Annotated in this window: 15 protein-coding genes; 14 read left to right on the top strand and 1 reads right to left on the bottom strand. The window is 44.2% G+C overall.

Features of this window, described 5'->3' with window-relative positions:
* Window positions 1-4: 4 nt before the first annotated feature.
* The 9 genes from leuB to yihA all read left to right on the top strand — a co-directional run bounded on the left by leuB (window position 5) and on the right by yihA (window position 12,239).
* Window positions 5-1,102, top strand: a complete 1,098-nt coding sequence (leuB, locus tag G4P54_RS14450; RefSeq protein WP_167873026.1) for a 3-isopropylmalate dehydrogenase — start codon at window positions 5-7, stop codon at window positions 1,100-1,102.
* 50 nt (window positions 1,103-1,152) lie between these two features.
* Window positions 1,153-2,571, top strand: coding sequence for a 3-isopropylmalate dehydratase large subunit (gene leuC, locus G4P54_RS14445; protein WP_167873025.1), 1,419 nt, complete (start codon window positions 1,153-1,155; stop codon window positions 2,569-2,571).
* A 12-nt stretch (window positions 2,572-2,583) separates the two neighbouring features.
* Entirely contained in the window at window positions 2,584-3,183 is a 600-nt protein-coding gene (gene leuD, locus G4P54_RS14440) for a 3-isopropylmalate dehydratase small subunit (RefSeq protein WP_167873024.1), read from the top strand.
* A 116-nt stretch (window positions 3,184-3,299) separates the two neighbouring features.
* Window positions 3,300-4,304 carry a DNA damage checkpoint antagonist DdcA gene (gene ddcA, locus G4P54_RS14435; protein ID WP_024714833.1) on the top strand — a complete coding sequence of 335 codons (1,005 nt, stop codon included), beginning with the start codon at window positions 3,300-3,302 and terminating at the stop codon, window positions 4,302-4,304.
* A gap of 227 nt (window positions 4,305-4,531) precedes the next feature.
* Window positions 4,532-5,806: a trigger factor gene (gene tig / locus G4P54_RS14430; protein WP_024714834.1), complete on the top strand. Its 1,275-nt coding sequence runs from the start codon at window positions 4,532-4,534 to the stop codon at window positions 5,804-5,806.
* A 270-nt stretch (window positions 5,807-6,076) separates the two neighbouring features.
* Window positions 6,077-7,339, top strand: a complete 1,263-nt coding sequence (clpX, locus tag G4P54_RS14425; protein ID WP_024714835.1) for an ATP-dependent protease ATP-binding subunit ClpX — start codon at window positions 6,077-6,079, stop codon at window positions 7,337-7,339.
* Between the two features lie 152 nt (window positions 7,340-7,491).
* Window positions 7,492-9,150: an ATP-dependent protease LonB gene (gene lonB / locus G4P54_RS14420; RefSeq protein WP_167873023.1), complete on the top strand. Its 1,659-nt coding sequence runs from the start codon at window positions 7,492-7,494 to the stop codon at window positions 9,148-9,150.
* A gap of 180 nt (window positions 9,151-9,330) precedes the next feature.
* Window positions 9,331-11,655 (top strand): endopeptidase La, encoded by a 2,325-nt coding sequence (lon, locus tag G4P54_RS14415; protein WP_167873022.1) that lies wholly within the window; start codon window positions 9,331-9,333, stop codon window positions 11,653-11,655.
* Complete coding sequence (gene yihA, locus G4P54_RS14410) at window positions 11,652-12,239, top strand: ribosome biogenesis GTP-binding protein YihA/YsxC (protein ID WP_024714838.1); 588 nt, start codon at window positions 11,652-11,654, stop codon at window positions 12,237-12,239. Before lon ends, yihA begins: the two co-directional genes overlap by 4 nt.
* A gap of 23 nt (window positions 12,240-12,262) precedes the next feature.
* Here yihA and G4P54_RS14405 read toward each other — a convergent pair whose 3' ends face one another.
* Window positions 12,263-12,760, bottom strand: a complete 498-nt coding sequence (locus G4P54_RS14405) for a hypothetical protein (RefSeq protein WP_167873021.1) — start codon at window positions 12,758-12,760, stop codon at window positions 12,263-12,265.
* Window positions 12,761-12,990: 230 nt separating this feature from the next.
* On the opposite strand from G4P54_RS14405, the gene hemA reads away from it, so the two are divergent.
* The 5 genes from hemA to hemB are packed head-to-tail and all read left to right on the top strand — an operon-like array spanning window position 12,991 to window position 17,923.
* A complete protein-coding gene (gene hemA / locus G4P54_RS14400) occupies window positions 12,991-14,358 on the top strand; it encodes a glutamyl-tRNA reductase (protein WP_167873020.1) in 1,368 nt (455 codons plus the stop codon).
* A 7-nt stretch (window positions 14,359-14,365) separates the two neighbouring features.
* A complete protein-coding gene (locus G4P54_RS14395) occupies window positions 14,366-15,196 on the top strand; it encodes a cytochrome c biogenesis protein (protein ID WP_024714841.1) in 831 nt (276 codons plus the stop codon).
* 36 nt (window positions 15,197-15,232) lie between these two features.
* The gene (gene hemC, locus G4P54_RS14390) at window positions 15,233-16,174 is read left to right on the top strand and encodes a hydroxymethylbilane synthase (RefSeq protein WP_024714842.1); all 942 of its coding nucleotides are present in this window, start codon (window positions 15,233-15,235) and stop codon (window positions 16,172-16,174) included.
* Window positions 16,164-16,952 carry a uroporphyrinogen-III synthase gene (hemD, locus tag G4P54_RS14385; RefSeq protein ID WP_167873019.1) on the top strand — a complete coding sequence of 263 codons (789 nt, stop codon included), beginning with the start codon at window positions 16,164-16,166 and terminating at the stop codon, window positions 16,950-16,952. The genes hemC and hemD overlap by 11 nt, the downstream gene beginning before the upstream one ends.
* Complete coding sequence (hemB, locus tag G4P54_RS14380; RefSeq protein ID WP_024714844.1) at window positions 16,949-17,923, top strand: porphobilinogen synthase; 975 nt, start codon at window positions 16,949-16,951, stop codon at window positions 17,921-17,923. The genes hemD and hemB overlap by 4 nt, the downstream gene beginning before the upstream one ends.
* The last annotated feature ends 17 nt before the right edge of the window (window positions 17,924-17,940 follow it).

Raw genomic sequence — 17,940 nt, 5'->3', positions numbered from 1 at the left:
TACCTTGAAGAAACGTATTGCTCTATTGCCCGGAGACGGGATCGGCCCTGAAGTATTAGAATCAGCGACAGACGTGCTGAAAAGTGTTGCCGAACGCTTTAACCATGAATTTGATTTTGAATATGGCCTGATTGGAGGGGCGGCGATTGATGAACATAACAACCCCCTTCCGGAGGAAACGATTGCAGCTTGTAAAAATGCGGACGCTATATTGCTTGGCGCTGTCGGCGGGCCGAAATGGGATCAAAATCCTTCCGAGCTGAGGCCGGAAAAAGGGCTGCTCAGCATCAGAAAACAGCTTGATTTGTTTGCGAATTTGCGGCCTGTGAAGGTGTTTGAAAGCCTTTCTGACGCGTCACCTTTGAAAAAAGAATATATAGATCATGTTGATTTCGTTATTGTCCGTGAGCTGACAGGAGGCCTGTATTTCGGCCAGCCGAGCAAACGCTATGTAAACACTGAAGGTGAGCAGGAAGCTGTAGACACACTGTTTTATAAGCGGACGGAAATAGAACGCGTGATCAGAGAGGGCTTTAAAATGGCGTCAGCCAGAAAAGGCAAAGTAACCTCTGTTGATAAAGCGAACGTTCTTGAATCAAGCCGGCTGTGGCGTGAAGTGGCTGAGGACGTTGCAAAAGAGTTTCCTGATGTGAAGCTGGAGCACATGCTTGTGGATAATGCGGCCATGCAGCTGATTTATGCACCAAATCAATTCGATGTCGTTGTGACTGAAAACATGTTTGGTGATATTTTAAGCGATGAAGCATCCATGCTGACAGGCTCACTCGGAATGCTCCCGTCAGCCAGCCTATCAAGCTCAGGCCTTCATCTGTTTGAGCCTGTTCATGGCTCCGCGCCTGACATAGCCGGTAAAGGGATGGCAAATCCGTTCGCGGCCATATTGTCAGCGGCAATGCTTTTGAGAACATCTTTCGGGCTTGAAGAGGAAGCAAAAGCTGTAGAAGATGCGGTTAACAAAGTCTTGATTTCCGGGAAAAGAACAAGAGACTTGGCACGAGGCGAAGAGTTCAGCAGCACTCAGGCCATTACAGAGGAAGTTAAGGCAGCGATCATGAGTGAAAATACTATTTCTAATGTGTGACGGCTACGTTAAAGCGGTCTTAGTTCATAGGTAGAGGGAGGAAGTAAAAGATGATGCCTCGAACGATCATCGAAAAGATTTGGGATCAGCATATTGTAAAACATGGTGAGGGAAAACCGGATCTTCTCTATATTGATTTGCATCTTATTCATGAGGTCACGTCTCCTCAGGCATTTGAAGGGTTGAGACAAAAGGGAAGAAAGGTCAGAAGGCCTCAAAACACATTTGCGACAATGGACCACAACATCCCAACCGTCAATCGTTTTGAGATAAAGGATGAAGTGGCGAAACGCCAAGTAACGGCGCTTGAACGAAACTGTGAAGAATTTGGCGTGCGCCTTGCCGATCTTCACAGTGTGGATCAAGGGATTGTCCATGTCGTCGGCCCTGAACTGGGCTTAACACTTCCGGGGAAAACGATTGTATGCGGCGACAGTCATACATCAACACATGGCGCTTTCGGCGCTCTTGCATTCGGAATCGGGACGAGTGAAGTTGAACACGTCCTTTCCACACAGACACTTTGGCAGCAGCGGCCGAAAACACTTGAAGTGCGTGTAGACGGAACGCTTCAAAAAGGGGTAACGGCAAAGGATGTCATTCTTGCTGTCATCGGCAAATACGGAGTGAAATTCGGCACTGGCTACGTCATTGAATACACTGGGGAAGTATTCAGAAATATGACGATGGACGAACGAATGACCGTATGCAACATGTCAATCGAAGCAGGGGCAAGAGCTGGTTTGATTGCACCTGATGAGGTGACATTTGAATATTGCAAAAACCGTAAGTACACGCCAAAAGGCGAAGAGTTTGATAAGGCTGTAGAGGAATGGAGGGCGCTGCGCACAGATCCGGGCGCTGTTTACGATAAATCTATCGTCCTTGACGGCAGCGACATTTCTCCGATGGTGACATGGGGCATCAATCCGGGAATGGTTCTTCCTGTTGATTCTGAAGTTCCTGCGCCGGAAAGCTTTTCCGCAGAAGGTGACAAAAAAGAAGCCATTCGCGCTTATGAATATATGGGGCTGACCCCTCATCAGAAAATTGAAGACATTAAAGTGGAGCACGTATTTATCGGTTCCTGCACAAATTCTCGCATGACTGACCTTCGCCAGGCTGCCGATATGATCAAAGGGAAGAAGGTGGCTGACGGTGTAAGAGCCATTGTCGTTCCCGGATCTCAAAGCGTGAAGCTTCAGGCGGAAAAAGAAGGACTTGACCAGATTTTTCTGGAAGCTGGATTTGAATGGAGAGAGTCAGGCTGCAGCATGTGTTTAAGCATGAATAATGATGTTGTTCCTGAGGGAGAGCGCTGTGCGTCAACCTCTAACCGCAACTTTGAGGGCAGACAAGGAAAAGGGGCAAGAACACATCTCGTCAGCCCGGCAATGGCTGCAATGGCCGCCATTCACGGACACTTTATTGATGTCCGAAAGTTTTATCAGGAAAAAACAGTTGTGTAAGGAGTGCGCGAGATGGAACCTTTGAAAACACATACGGGGAAAGCGGCCGTATTAAATCGAATCAATGTTGACACAGACCAGATTATTCCCAAGCAATTTTTGAAAAGGATTGAAAGAACAGGCTACGGGCGTTTTGCATTCTTTGACTGGAGATATGATGCGAACGGTGAACCGAACCCTGAATTTGAATTGAACCAGCCTGCTTATCAAGGCGCTTCCATTTTAATAGCAGGAGAAAACTTCGGCTGCGGGTCATCACGTGAGCACGCTCCGTGGGCGCTAGATGATTATGGGTTTAAAATTATCATTGCGCCGTCCTTTGCTGATATTTTCCACCAGAACTGCTTTAAAAACGGTATGCTGCCGATCCGCATGCCATATGACAATTGGAAAAAGCTTGTCAGCCAGTATGAAAACCAGGCATTGCAAATGACTGTAGATCTTGAAAACCAGCTGATCCATGACAGTGAAGGCAATCACATTTCATTTGAAGTTGATCCGCATTGGAAAGAGATGCTGACCAACGGCTATGATGAAATTTCATTAACCCTTTTACTTGAAGATGAAATCAAGCAATTTGAATCACAAAGAAGCTCATGGCTTCAAGCCTAAAAAAGCGGCCGGCATTTGTCCGGCGGCTTTTTTGCCTTGTGAAACCTTCATTTCTTGTGTTTGTTCACAGGTGTTGATACACTTGAACAAAATAAATGCCTGAAAGGAATATAGGTATGACGCATGACAAGAAGAACGCAAAAATTATTCCTTTTCCTCATTTGAAAGACCGCCTTGTGGAAAAAGGGATGTCATCACTAAAGGAAAAAAAGTATCAAGAAGCGCTGGAAATGTTTTCAGAAGCTATGAAATATGATGATACTGAATCTGATCTTCACTTAGGGATGGCTATCTGCTTTTTAGAGCTGGGCGAATTGGAAGAGGCAAAAAGCGTGTGCGAGAAGATGCTCAAAGAAGGCTATGGCCATTACTTTACCGTTTTGCAGGTGTACATGACCATCTTAATTCAGCTCAAAAAATACGAAGAAGTGAAAAGCACTATTGAAGCCGTTTTGGAAGAAAATCAACTGCCGGCAGAAAGCGCCGAGCAGTTTTATAAGCTGCTTGATTTCAGCCGGAAAATGACCGATCCGGAACGTGAAGACGAGGCGTGGGCCGAGGAATATGAGGATACAATTGATACTGAGAAAGTGCTGGCAAGCCCCGAGGAGCAAATGAATTTAATCCATTCCTTAAAAGACCGCAACGTAGCAAAGTATACAGGTCTGCTTAAAACAATCCTTCAAGATCCTTCGGCTCACCCAATTATCAAAACGATGATTGTGATGCTTTTGGCGGAGCACGAGTACAATAAGCCCGTGCACATTACTAAATTTGGCGAGTCTTTGACAATAGAACCGTCTGAGATTGTTCCGCCTGATGCCGCTCCGATTCTGCACCGTGTTCTCCGGGTGCTCGATGAGACGCTCGGAAATGAAAATCCGACCTTATATGCGGCAGTAGAAGAATTATGGAGAAGGCATTTGTACGTTTTATATCCGTTCCAGCCGAAATTGCTGTCAGCAGATCTATGGGCGGCTGCCCTGCATAAAGTCGGCTACGAGATGCATGGGATTGAAATTGAAAGAGAAGAACTTCATATGATGTATGAGTTTTCTGACAGAGAACTTGATGAAGCGTGCACAATGATAAAAGATATTGAAGAAATTTCTTATTTGTAAATCGCGCCATATAGTTGAAAGCGCTATGTGTTATGTTATAATATAATGGTTGTATTTGTGTATAACGGGTTATAAGAAATACGGTTGGACAGGCTTTGCAGTTCATTATTAACATCTATACATAATGATTCTGATCTTTGGCAGCTTTGTTTTTGTTGGACGAAGCCGAATGATTGCTTTAGAATGGAAGACCGACACAACCTGAATAGATTTTTGGAGGGAAACACATGTCTGTAAAATGGGAAAAACAAGAAGGCAACGAAGGCGTTTTAACGGTTGAAGTTGATGCTGAAACGTTTAAAACAGCACTTGATGATGCATTTAAAAAAGTAGTTAAACAAGTTTCAATTCCTGGATTCCGTAAAGGTAAAATTCCTCGCGGATTATTCGAACAGCGCTTTGGCGTAGAAGCTCTTTACCAAGATGCTTTGGATATTCTTCTTCCTGTAGAATACCCTAAAGCGGTTGAAGAAGCTGGAATCGAGCCGGTAGACCGTCCTGAAATCGACGTTGAAAAAATCGAAAAAGGCGAAAGCTTAATCTTCACTGCGAAAGTAACAGTAAAACCTGAAGTGAAGCTTGGCGACTACAAAGGCTTAGGCATTGAAAAAGACGACACAGCTGTAACTGACGAAGATGTTCAAAACGAACTAAAAGCGCTTCAAGAGCGTCAAGCTGAGCTTGTTGTAAAAGAAGAAGGCGCTGTTGAAGAAGGGAACACAGTTGTTCTTGATTTCGAAGGATTCGTTGACGGCGAAGCATTCGAAGGCGGAAAAGCTGAGAACTACTCTCTAGAAGTAGGTTCTGGTTCATTCATCCCTGGCTTCGAAGAGCAATTAGTCGGCCTTGAAGCAGGTGCTGAGAAGGATGTTGAAGTGACATTCCCTGAAGAGTACCACGCTGAAGATCTTGCAGGCAAACCAGCTGTCTTCAAAGTGAAAATTCACGAAATCAAAGCGAAAGAGCTTCCGGAGCTTAACGATGAATTCGCTAAAGATATCGATGAAGAAGTGGAAACACTCGCTGAATTAACTGAGAAAACAAAGAAACGTTTAGAAGAAGCGAAAGAAAACGAAGCTGACGCTAAATTGCGTGAAGAGCTTGTTCTGAAAGCTTCTGAAAACGCTGAAATCGATGTTCCTCAAGCAATGGTTGACACTGAGCTTGACCGCATGCTGAAAGAATTCGAACAGCGTCTGCAAATGCAAGGCATGAACCTTGAGCTTTACACTCAATTCTCTGGCCAAGATGAAGCTGCGTTAAAAGAGCAAATGAAAGAAGATGCTGAAAAACGCGTAAAATCTAACCTGACTCTTGAGGCGATTGCGAAAGCTGAAAACCTTGAAGTATCAGACGAGGAAGTTGATGCTGAGCTGACTAAAATGGCTGAAGCATACAACATGCCTGTTGAAAATATTAAACAAGCCATCGGTTCTACTGACGCGATGAAGGAAGATTTAAAAGTTCGCAAAGCAATTGATTTTCTTGTAGAAAACCGTTAATATGGTGCATAATAATAGTAATAAAAAACAGGGCGCGAATCATTCGTGCCTTGTTTTGTACAATTATGATTTATCTCTTTTTCTTGGGGTAAGATAGTTAATGCAGGGCTTTTTTGTGTCATACATATAGAATGTGCAAGTCAGAAACACATCGTTACCGTCTTTTTGGAAAGTATGGTAAAATGCAATACATACTCGTTCGATTCAAGAATCATTTTCTTTTGCTCTGCCGGTAAAAGAAAAAGTGAGACAAGATTAAGGGGTGAAAGAATGTTTAAATTTAACGAGGAAAAAGGACAATTAAAATGCTCGTTCTGCGGAAAAACACAAGATCAGGTTCGTAAGCTTGTAGCTGGACCTGGTGTATATATATGTGACGAATGTATCGAACTCTGCACTGAAATTGTAGAGGAAGAACTCGGAACAGAAGAGGAAGTAGAATTTAAAGACGTACCGAAGCCTCAGGAAATCCGCGAAATTCTGAATGAATATGTCATCGGCCAGGATCAAGCGAAGAAATCACTCGCTGTTGCTGTGTATAATCACTATAAGCGCATTAACTCCAACAGCAAAGTTGATGATGTTGAGCTTTCAAAAAGTAATATTTCATTAATCGGTCCTACAGGAAGCGGTAAAACCCTTCTGGCGCAAACATTGGCGCGCATTTTAAATGTGCCGTTTGCGATTGCAGACGCTACGTCTTTGACAGAAGCTGGTTACGTGGGTGAAGATGTAGAGAATATTCTCTTGAAGCTCATCCAAGCTGCTGATTATGATGTGGAAAAAGCCGAAAAAGGCATTATCTATATTGATGAGATCGATAAAGTGGCTAGAAAATCAGAAAACCCATCCATTACACGTGACGTGTCAGGTGAAGGTGTACAGCAGGCATTGCTTAAAATTCTTGAGGGAACAGTGGCAAGCGTGCCGCCTCAAGGAGGACGCAAGCATCCTCATCAAGAGTTCATTCAAATTGACACAACAAATATTTTGTTCATTTGCGGCGGTGCTTTCGATGGCATCGAACAAATCATCAAACGCCGTTTAGGCCAAAAAGTAATTGGATTCGGTGCTGACAATAAAGCCGCTGACTTGGAGAAAGAAGATCTTCTTTCAAAAGTGCTTCCTGAAGACTTGCTCCGCTTCGGGTTAATTCCTGAATTTATCGGACGTCTTCCGGTTATTGCAAGCCTTGAAAAGCTTGATGAGGAAGCGTTGGTTGCGATCTTAACAAAACCGAAAAACGCTCTTGTGAAGCAATTCAAGAAAATGCTTGAGCTTGACAATGTTGAGCTTGAGTTCGAAGAAGAAGCGCTTTCTGAAATTGCTAAAAAAGCGATTGAACGCAAGACTGGAGCCCGCGGACTCCGTTCTATCATTGAAGGTATCATGCTTGATGTGATGTTTGAGCTGCCTTCCCGTGATGACATTGAAAAATGTGTGATTACAGGGGCAACTGTGACACACGGAGAGCCGCCTCGCCTCTTATTAAAAGACGGCACTGAGGTAAACCAAGACAAAACATCTGCATAAAGATAATCATAAACCTCCTGAGTGATGACATTCGGGAGGTTTTTTGTCGTGCAAACTCTTCCTGAAAAACGTTTATTCCCGTCTTCTGTGGGAGATACTAGCAATCAGAGGAATGAATTGGATACATAAATTGTTTTTCAGGAGGGACCATCATGAGTTGGACAGGAATTGCGTTATTTATTCAGCTGTTTTTTGGGATCATCATCGGTTTGTATTTTTGGAATTTGCTTAAAAATCAAAGGACACAAAAGGTCACGATAGATAAGGAATCAAAGAAGGAAATGGAGCAGCTTCGGAAAATGCGCGCTATCAGCTTGTCCGAGCCATTATCTGAAAAGGTCCGCCCTAAAAGTTTTCAAGATATCGTCGGACAGGAAGATGGCATTAAAGCATTAAAGGCGGCTTTGTGCGGGCCGAATCCACAGCATGTTATTGTTTATGGACCGCCGGGTGTCGGGAAAACAGCTGCAGCGAGGCTTGTGTTAGAGGAAGCGAAAAAACATAAACAATCGCCTTTTAAAGAGCAGGCTGTTTTTGTAGAGCTCGATGCGACGACAGCTCGTTTTGATGAAAGAGGAATTGCCGATCCGCTCATCGGCTCTGTTCATGATCCCATATACCAAGGGGCCGGAGCGATGGGACAGGCCGGGATTCCGCAGCCGAAGCAGGGAGCTGTTACCCACGCCCATGGGGGTGTGCTGTTTATTGATGAAATAGGGGAGCTGCATCCGATTCAAATGAATAAAATGCTGAAGGTGCTTGAGGATAGGAAAGTCTTTTTAGACAGTGCGTATTACAGTGAGGAAAACACACAAATCCCAAATCATATTCACGATATTTTTCAAAATGGGCTGCCGGCAGATTTTCGCCTGATTGGCGCAACAACAAGAATGCCGAATGAAATTCCCCCAGCTATCCGATCCCGCTGCTTAGAGGTATTTTTCCGTGAGCTTGAAAAGGATGAGCTCAAAATCGTTGCCAAAACAGCAGCGGATAAAATTGAAAAAAACATCTCTGAGGAAGGTCTGGATCTATTAACCAGTTATACGCGGAACGGGCGCGAGTCTGTTAATATGATTCAAATCGCCGCGGGGATGGCGGTAACGGAGAATCGGAAAGACATTACGATTGAGGATATTGAATGGGTCATTCATTCCAGCCAGCTTACTCCGAAGCACGAGCAGAAAATCGGTGCAGAACCACAAGTCGGCATTGTAAATGGGCTTGCAGTATATGGGCCTAACAGCGGGTCGCTTCTGGAAATCGAAGTGAGTGTGACCCCGGCTCAGGATAAAGGATCCATTAATATTACAGGAATTGCTGAAGAAGAAAGCATCGGCAGCCAATCAAAATCAATCCGGCGAAAAAGCATGGCGAAGGGTTCGGTTGAAAACGTATTAACGGTGCTCCGTACAATGGGAATGAAGCCGTCTGATTATGATATTCACATCAATTTCCCAGGGGGGATTCCGATTGACGGGCCGTCAGCAGGCATCGCGATGGCTGCTGGGATTTTCTCGGCGATACACAAAATCCCGATTGACAATACCGTTGCCATGACAGGCGAAATCAGCCTGAACGGACTTGTCAAACCCATTGGAGGCGTCATACCGAAAATAAAAGCAGCCAAACAATCCGGTGCGAAAAAAGTGATTATTCCATATGAAAATCAGCAGTCGATCTTAAAGCAGATTGACGGAATCACGATTGTCGCAGTGAAAACGTTCCAGGAAGTGCTTGATGAAATTTTAGTGAATCCGCCAACGGAACAAAAGCCATTTCAGATTGAGATCAATAAAGAATCCGTTTAAGCCCTATTTTAATAATAGGGTTTTTTTCATGCAGGACATCTTTTCCTTTTTCATATCAGAAAGAAAGGGTATACTACGAGGAGACTGTTTTATAGAAAATGGAACCATGCCGTTTATTGTACAAGGATGAAAAAGTTGTATTATAATGGTTCATACTAAAGTCACGGAGGTGTCAGTTACATGGCAGAAGAATTAAAACGCAGCATCCCGCTCCTCCCTTTAAGAGGTTTATTAGTGTACCCGACGATGGTTTTGCACTTAGATGTAGGACGTGACAAGTCGGTTCAGGCACTTGAACAGGCCATGATGCATGATCATATGATATTTTTAGCCACTCAGCAGGATATTTCGATAGACGAACCAGGTGAAGATGAGATTTTCACTGTCGGCACTTATACAAAAATTAAGCAAATGCTGAAGCTTCCAAACGGTACGATTCGTGTGTTGGTTGAGGGTCTCAAACGCGCCCAAATCGTCAAATATAATGAGCATGAGGATTACACGTCGGTCGACATTCAGCTGATTCATGAAGATGAATCGAAAGATACAGAAGACGAAGCCTTGATGCGGACTTTGTTAGACCACTTTGATCAGTACATAAAAATTTCTAAAAAAATCTCGGCTGAAACGTACGCCGCGGTTACTGATATCGAAGAGCCAGGGAGAATGGCAGACATCGTTGCTTCCCATCTGCCTCTAAAACTAAAGGATAAGCAGGATATTTTAGAAACGGCTGACGTCAAAGACAGGCTGAACAAGGTTATTGATTTTATTAATAATGAAAAAGAAGTGCTGGAGATTGAGAAAAAAATCGGCCAGCGCGTCAAACGTTCGATGGAGCGTACGCAGAAGGAATACTACTTGCGTGAACAGATGAAGGCGATCCAAAAAGAGCTTGGCGATAAAGAAGGCAAAACAGGCGAAGTACAGACGCTGACGGAAAAAATCGAAGAAGCGGGCATGCCTGACCATGTGAAGGAAACCGCGCTTAAGGAATTGAACAGATATGAAAAAATTCCGTCAAGTTCCGCGGAAAGCTCCGTGATTCGCAACTATATCGACTGGCTGACTGCTCTTCCATGGACGGATGAGACAGATGATAAGCTTGATTTGAAGGAAGCAGGACGTCTTTTGAACGAAGAGCATCACGGACTGGAAAAAGTAAAAGAGCGTATTTTAGAATATTTGGCCGTCCAAAAGCTGACAAAATCTTTGAAAGGCCCTATTCTCTGCTTGGCAGGACCTCCAGGTGTCGGGAAAACGTCTTTAGCCAAATCAATCGCAAAGAGCTTAGGGCGGAAATTTGTCAGAATCTCACTCGGCGGAGTGCGTGACGAATCAGAGATCCGCGGACACAGACGGACCTATGTCGGAGCCATGCCCGGACGCATTATTCAAGGCATGAAAAAAGCCGGCAAGCTGAATCCGGTCTTCTTATTGGACGAAATCGATAAAATGTCATCAGACTTTAGGGGTGACCCGTCATCTGCTATGCTTGAAGTGCTTGATCCTGAGCAAAACAGCACCTTCAGTGATCACTATATTGAAGAAACCTTTGATTTATCAAAAGTGCTGTTTATCGCAACGGCAAACAATTTGGCAACGATTCCGGGTCCGCTCAGAGACAGAATGGAAATTATTAATATTGCGGGTTACACAGAAATAGAAAAACTCGAAATTGTAAAAGACCACCTGCTTCCGAAGCAAATTAAGGAACACGGGCTGAAGAAAAGCAGCCTGCAGCTGCGTGATCAGGCGATTCTGGACATAATCCGCTACTACACGAGAGAAGCGGGTGTGAGAAGCCTTGAACGCCACCTTGCCGCGATTTGCCGTAAGGCGGCAAAAGCCATTGTCGCTGAAGAGCGAAAACGGATTACGGTTACTGAGAAGAACCTTCAAGACTTTATCGGAAAGCGCATATTCAGATACGGACAAGCCGAAACAGAAGATCAGGTTGGCGTAGTGACAGGGCTTGCCTATACAACCGTCGGCGGAGATACGCTGTCGATTGAAGTATCGCTTTCACCGGGGAAAGGGAAATTGATCCTGACAGGGAAGCTTGGAGATGTCATGAGAGAGTCGGCACAAGCTGCATTCAGCTATGTGCGTTCAAAAACAGAAGAACTAGGCATTGAACCTGACTTTCATGAGAAGTATGATATTCATATACATGTACCTGAGGGTGCGGTGCCTAAAGATGGTCCATCAGCCGGTATCACGATGGCGACAGCGCTCGTTTCTGCTTTAACGGGACGTGCGGTTTCGCGTGAGGTCGGCATGACTGGGGAAATCACGCTTCGCGGACGCGTGCTGCCGATCGGCGGATTGAAGGAAAAAGCGCTTGGCGCGCATAGAGCGGGATTAACGACCATTATTGCGCCTAAAGAGAATGAAAAAGATATAGAGGATATTCCAGAAAGCGTCAGAGATGGGCTGACATTTATATTGGCGTCCCACTTAGACGAAGTTTTGGAACATGCCTTAGTAGGAGAGAAAAAATGAAAGTAACAAAGTCAGAAATCGTGATCAGTGCAGTTAAGCCGGAACAGTACCCTGAGGGCGGGCTTCCGGAAATTGCATTGGCCGGAAGATCGAATGTAGGAAAGTCGTCTTTTATCAATTCATTAATCAATCGCAAAAATCTTGCGAGAACATCATCAAAACCGGGAAAAACACAAACGCTCAATTTCTACATTATCAATGATGAGCTGCATTTTGTAGATGTGCCGGGTTATGGTTTTGCCAAAGTATCAAAGTCAGAGCGTGAAGCATGGGGCAGAATGATTGAAACCTACATCACGACACGCGAGGAATTGAAAGCGGTGGTGCAGATCGTTGACTTGCGGCATGCGCCATCTAATGATGATGTGCAGATGTATGAATTCTTAAAGCATTACGGCATCCCTGTTATTATTATCGCTACAAAAGCGGATAAGATCCCAAAAGGAAAATGGGACAAACACGCAAAGGTTGTCCGACAGACATTAAATATTGATCCGGAAGACGAGCTGATTCTCTTCTCCTCTGAAACGAAAAAGGGGAAAGATGAAGCTTGGGGAGCGATCAAAAAAATGATAAACCGGTAGAGAGTACTCTCTGCCGGTTTTATTTATCGTATAGATTTTTTCCGTTTTATCAATAATAACAATAAACTGATCCCGATAAAGACAAACGGCCAATACTCTTTTAGAAGCGCTGTCGGAATATGCGCGGATTCAAGCCACGCCATAATTTGTTTAAAAAAGTACAAAAACAGGGAAAAACAAATCATCGACACAGCTTCATATACATATTCTTTTTTCTGAACGGTTGAAACCAAGAGCGAGAAACCGATCATAAAAAGGAGCATTTCAAAATCATCCGGCCACCATGTCCATCTCGGCTTTGCGAAAAAGTGCAAACCGATTCCAAAAAGAAGCAGGCCGATAAAAAAGTGGGGTGTGACGGCTTCTTTTTTTCCTTGATAGATAAAGGCTGCGCCTAACAGCATGAGGAGAACAGGCCATTGGTCCTGTCCTGAAAACAGTTCGGCTTGGCCGTTTTCAAGCCAAGCATATACAGAAGCGGCAAGCAGCAGACAAGGGAATAAAATGGATTTTTGTTTCATGCATATCACCTTCTTGTTTTTTTAGAGCTGATGTGTAGTAAATTTCTGCTGTTTTTGGTATTGTCAATAGGTATGCTTCTTTTCCATGAAGCTTTTTCTAATATAGCATAAGAATTTTAAAATCTGTTCACATTTTGTGAAAGAATGTATGTTATAATGATTATAAATAATGAGTTCTATGTTAGAATGATTATAAATAAAGATTGGGTGTTGGGGGTGTAATTAAGGCTATGCATATACTTGTTGTGGGAGTAGATTATAAATCCGCCCCTATTGAGATACGTGAAAAGGTAAGCTTTCAGCCGAATGAGCTGGCAGAAGCGATGGTGAAATTGAAAGAAGAGAAAAGCATTCTTGAAAACATCATCGTCTCAACCTGCAACCGTACTGAAATTTATGCGGTAGTCGACCAGCTTCATACCGGCCGTTATTATATAAAGAGATTTTTAGCTGATTGGTTTCAATTAAGCAAAGAAGAGCTGTCGCCTTTCTTAACATTTTACGAAAGCGACGCGGCTTTTGAGCATTTATTCCGTGTCGCCTGCGGACTTGATTCTATGGTGATTGGCGAAACGCAGATTCTCGGTCAGGTACGAGACAGCTTTAAAACAGCTCAGCAAGAAAAAACGATCGGGACTATTTTTAATGAGCTGTTTAAGCAGGCCGTTACAGTGGGCAAACGAACTCATGCCGAAACAGACATTGGCTCAAATGCAGTATCAGTAAGCTATGCTGCAGTTGAACTTGCTAAAAAAATCTTCGGAAACCTTTCAAGCAAGCACATATTGATTCTCGGTGCGGGAAAAATGGGCGAGCTTGCAGCGGAAAACCTGCACGGACAGGGAATTGGCAAGGTCACTGTCATTAACCGAACATACTTGAAAGCGAAAGAGCTTGCAGACCGTTTCTCCGGTGAAGCGAGAAGCTTGAATCAGCTTGAAAGTGCGCTTGCGGAGGCTGATATTTTAATCAGTTCAACCGGTGCAAGTGATTTTGTTGTGTCCAAAGAGATGATGGAAAACGCGAATAAGCTTCGCAAGGGACGTCCGTTGTTTATGGTGGACATTGCCGTGCCTCGAGATCTTGATCCGGCGCTAAATGACCTTGAAGGTGTTTTTCTTTATGACATCGATGATCTGGAAGGCATTGTAGAAGCGAACATGAAAGAGCGCAGAGAAACCGCTGAAAAAGTTGAACTGTTAATTGAAGAAACCATTGTGGAGTTTAAACAATGGCTGAATACACTTGGTGTTGTGCCGGTGATTTCCGCATTGCGAGAAAAGGCGCTTGCCATCCAGTCAGAAACGATGGAAAGCATCGAGCGGAAGCTGCCTCACTTGAGCACAAGAGAGAAAAAGCTACTGAATAAACACACTAAAAGCATCATTAACCAAATGCTGCGCGACCCGATATTAAAGGTGAAAGAGCTTGCGGCAGATACTGATTCTGAAGAAAAGCTGGCTTTGTTTATGCAGATTTTTGATATTGAAGAAGCTGCCGGCCGTCAAATGATGAGAACTGTTGAAAGCAGCCAAAAGGTCCATTCTTTTAAGAAGGCTGAATCAAAAGCGGGCTTTGCCCCACTTGTAAGTGAGTGAAAGCTGAATGATTGATACTGCAATGGCAAGACTTAATGAGGGGACAATCGTCATTTACGCATTAAGTGTACTCTTTTATTTTATAGATTTTCTTCAACACAACCGGAAGGCTGGAAAAATGGCCTTCTGGTTGCTTTCTATTGTCTGGACTCTGCAAACCGTGTATTTGGCCTATTTTATGTGGGTGACGGGACGGTTTCCGGTATTAAATGTGACGGAGGCGCTTTATTTTTATGCTTGGGTGCTTGTCACGCTGTCACTTGTACTGACAAAGCTGTTACGCGTGGACTTTATCGTGTTTTTTACAAATGTAATAGGATTTTCTATGATTGCCATTCACACATTTTCACCGACAGAGCAGCAGTCAGCTGCTTTTTCCGGGCAGCTTGTATCTGAGCTTTTGGTGATTCATATCACAATGGCGATTCTTTCATACGGCGCTTTTTCCCTTTCTTTCGTTTTTTCTGTGCTATATATGTTTCAATATCGTCTGCTGAAAAAGAAAAAATGGGGAAAATGGCTGTTGAGAATAGAAGATTTGTCTAAGCTTGATCATATGGCCTATGTTCTGAATGTCATCGGGGTTCCGATGCTGTTGCTGAGTTTGATTCTCGGTGTCATTTGGGCGTATGTCTCACTAGAAACGCTGTATTGGTTCGACGCCAAAGTGCTTGGTTCGTTTGTCGTCCTGCTGCTGTACAGCTATTATCTTTATATCAGGCTGATTAAAGAGCTGCAAGGAAAGATCGCTGCACTGTGGAATGCGGCTTGTTTTCTGGTGCTGATGATCAATTATTTCCTGCTTGGAAGCCTGTCGCAATTCCATTGGTTCAGTTAAATGATGTCCCAAGCAGATTCGGGAGGAAAGAAAACGATGAGAACAATAAAAGTAGGTTCCAGACGGAGCAAACTCGCTATGACTCAAACAAAATGGGTCATTCAAAAACTGAAGGAAATCAACCCTTCGCTTGCCTTTGAAATTAAAGAAATCGTGACAAAGGGTGATCGGATCGTCGATGTTACGCTCTCAAAAGTGGGCGGAAAAGGGCTGTTTGTCAAAGAGATTGAACAAGCGCTTTTAAACGAAGACATTGATATGGCGGTGCACAGCATGAAGGACATGCCTGCTGTTTTGCCTGAAGGTCTTGTGATCGGCTGTATTCCCGAACGGGAAGATCCGCGTGATGCCCTTATTTCAAAGGATCGCGTAAAACTTTCAGAAATGAAGGAAGGCGCTGTCATCGGCACAAGCAGTTTAAGAAGAAGTGCCCAGCTTTTGATCGAGCGTCCTGACATTACAATTAAATGGATCAGGGGTAATATAGATACGAGACTTCAAAAGCTGGAGACTGAGGATTATGACGCGATTATTTTAGCGGCTGCCGGACTTTCCAGAATGGGCTGGAAGCAGGACGTCGTAACCGAATTCCTCGAGCCTGAGCGCTGTTTGCCTGCTGTGGGCCAGGGCGCACTGGCGATTGAGTGCCGAGAATCGGATGAAGAGCTGTTGGCGTTATTTTCTCAGTTTACAGATGAATATACAAAACGGACCGTGTTGGCCGAACGTGCGTATTTAAACGCGATGGAGGGCGGCTGCCAGGTTCCGATCGCAGGCTACTCCGTGTTAAACGGGCAGGATGAAATTGAATTGACTGGGCTTGTCGCTTCTCCTGACGGCAAAATCATTTTTAAAGAAACTGTCACGGGAACTGATCCGGAGGAAGTCGGAAAGCGCTGTGCCGCTCTTATGGCTGACAAAGGAGCCAAAGCATTAATTGATCGTGTAAAACAGGAGCTTGATGAGGATGGAAAATGATTTTCCGCTGAAAGGAAAAACAGTGCTTGTCACCCGGAATAAGGCGCAGGCCGCATCGTTTCAGCGAAAAGTGGAGGCGCTTGGCGGCAAAGCCGTTTTGACCTCTTTAATTACGTTTCGCCCCGCTTTGCCGAATGATGCTGCAAAACAGGTGAAAGAGGATCTTGCCGCGCCTGGCTGGCTTGTTTTTACAAGTGTAAACGGAGCAGACTTCTTTTTTTCTTATCTAAAGGAAAATCAGCTTATTTTTCCTGCGCATAAAAAAATTGCGGCTGTCGGTGAAAAAACCGCACACCGCTTGAAAATGCATAGCGTGTCGGTTGATGTGATGCCTAAGGAATATATCGCTGAACAATTGGCGGAGGCCCTTAAACAGCATGCTGAACCGGCGGAGCGGATTACTGTAATGAAAGGCAATTTGTCACGTGATGTGATGAAACAAGAGCTTGTCCCGCTCGGTTTTGATGTGAAGGAATGGGTTGTCTATGAAACGATTCCGGATGAAGAAGGCATCGAGGCACTGAAAGAGGCTGCGGGCCGATACTCATTTGACTATGTGACCTTTACGAGTTCATCAACCGTACATACGTTTATGCATGTCTTGGGAGAAGAATTGAAAAAGTGGCAGGCGAACAGAACGGCCTGTATCAGCATCGGACCTTTAACAAGAGACGCCCTGCTGTCATATGGCATCACTTCGTATACGCCTGATACATTTACAATAGATGGCATGCTTGAGTTAATGTCCAGCATGTCTAGAGAGGAAGAGAGAATATGAGTCAATCATTTAATAGACACCGCCGCCTGCGGTCATCAAAAGCAATGAGAGAGATGGTGAAGGAAACGCGTTTGCACCCATCCGATTTTATTTATCCGATTTTTGTTGTTGAAGGGCTGGAAGGCAAAAAATCTGTTCCGTCAATGCCTGATGTTTACCATGTATCATTAGATCTATTAAAGGATGAAGTGGAAGAGCTGGTCAGACTGGGCATTCAATCAGTCATCGTGTTCGGAATCCCGGAAGAAAAAGATGATTGCGGAACCCAGGCATATCATGATCACGGCATCGTTCAAAAAGCGATCACAGAAATTAAAAAACACTTCCCTGAGATGGTTGTTGTCGCTGATACATGCTTATGCGAATATACAGACCACGGCCATTGCGGACTAGTTAAAGACGGGATCATTCTCAATGATGAATCACTGGAGCTTTTGGCGCAGACAGCTGTCAGCCAAGCAAAAGCAGGTGCGGATATCATTGCGCCTTCTAACATGATGGACGGATTTGTTACAGCCATCAGAGAAGCCCTTGATAAAGAAGGATTTATCAATATTCCGATCATGTCTTACGCTGTGAAATATTCAAGTGAGTTTTACGGTCCGTTCCGTGATGCAGCAAACAGCACGCCGCAATTCGGAGACCGCAAAACATATCAGATGGACCCTGCTAACCGTATGGAGGCACTCCGCGAAGCACAATCAGATGTCGAGGAAGGCGCGGACTTTTTGATTGTCAAACCTTCACTTTCATATATGGATATCATGCGTGATGTGAAAAATGAATTTACTTTGCCGCTCGTCGCTTATAATGTAAGCGGAGAGTATTCTATGGTGAAAGCTGCAGCGCAGAACGGCTGGATCAAAGAAAAAGAAATTGTGCTAGAAATTTTGACAAGCATGAAGCGAGCAGGTGCCGACCTGATTATTACGTATCATGCCAAAGACGCAGCGAAATGGCTTGCGGAGTAATTTAATTCAGTTGACAG

Source organism: Bacillus tequilensis (assembly GCF_012225885.1).
Taxonomy (GTDB): domain Bacteria; phylum Bacillota; class Bacilli; order Bacillales; family Bacillaceae; genus Bacillus; species Bacillus tequilensis.
Note: the sequence above shows the minus strand (reverse complement) of the source record. Positions and strands in the feature narration are given on the sequence as shown.

What these genes read in the sequence shown, in the direction of transcription:
- yihA (WP_024714838.1), top strand. Translation starts at nt 11,652, where the DNA reads ATGAAAGTAACAAAGTCAGAAATCGTGATCAGTGCAGTTAAGCCGGAA.
- ddcA (WP_024714833.1), top strand. Translation starts at nt 3,300, where the DNA reads ATGACGCATGACAAGAAGAACGCAAAAATTATTCCTTTTCCTCATTTG.
- leuD (WP_167873024.1), top strand. Translation starts at nt 2,584, where the DNA reads ATGGAACCTTTGAAAACACATACGGGGAAAGCGGCCGTATTAAATCGA.
- G4P54_RS14405 (WP_167873021.1), bottom strand. Translation starts at nt 12,760, where the DNA reads ATGAAACAAAAATCCATTTTATTCCCTTGTCTGCTGCTTGCCGCTTCT.
- lon (WP_167873022.1), top strand. Translation starts at nt 9,331, where the DNA reads ATGGCAGAAGAATTAAAACGCAGCATCCCGCTCCTCCCTTTAAGAGGT.
- lonB (WP_167873023.1), top strand. Translation starts at nt 7,492, where the DNA reads ATGAGTTGGACAGGAATTGCGTTATTTATTCAGCTGTTTTTTGGGATC.
- leuC (WP_167873025.1), top strand. Translation starts at nt 1,153, where the DNA reads ATGATGCCTCGAACGATCATCGAAAAGATTTGGGATCAGCATATTGTA.
- clpX (WP_024714835.1), top strand. Translation starts at nt 6,077, where the DNA reads ATGTTTAAATTTAACGAGGAAAAAGGACAATTAAAATGCTCGTTCTGC.
- tig (WP_024714834.1), top strand. Translation starts at nt 4,532, where the DNA reads ATGTCTGTAAAATGGGAAAAACAAGAAGGCAACGAAGGCGTTTTAACG.
- hemC (WP_024714842.1), top strand. Translation starts at nt 15,233, where the DNA reads ATGAGAACAATAAAAGTAGGTTCCAGACGGAGCAAACTCGCTATGACT.
- G4P54_RS14395 (WP_024714841.1), top strand. Translation starts at nt 14,366, where the DNA reads ATGATTGATACTGCAATGGCAAGACTTAATGAGGGGACAATCGTCATT.
- hemB (WP_024714844.1), top strand. Translation starts at nt 16,949, where the DNA reads ATGAGTCAATCATTTAATAGACACCGCCGCCTGCGGTCATCAAAAGCA.
- hemD (WP_167873019.1), top strand. Translation starts at nt 16,164, where the DNA reads ATGGAAAATGATTTTCCGCTGAAAGGAAAAACAGTGCTTGTCACCCGG.
- hemA (WP_167873020.1), top strand. Translation starts at nt 12,991, where the DNA reads ATGCATATACTTGTTGTGGGAGTAGATTATAAATCCGCCCCTATTGAG.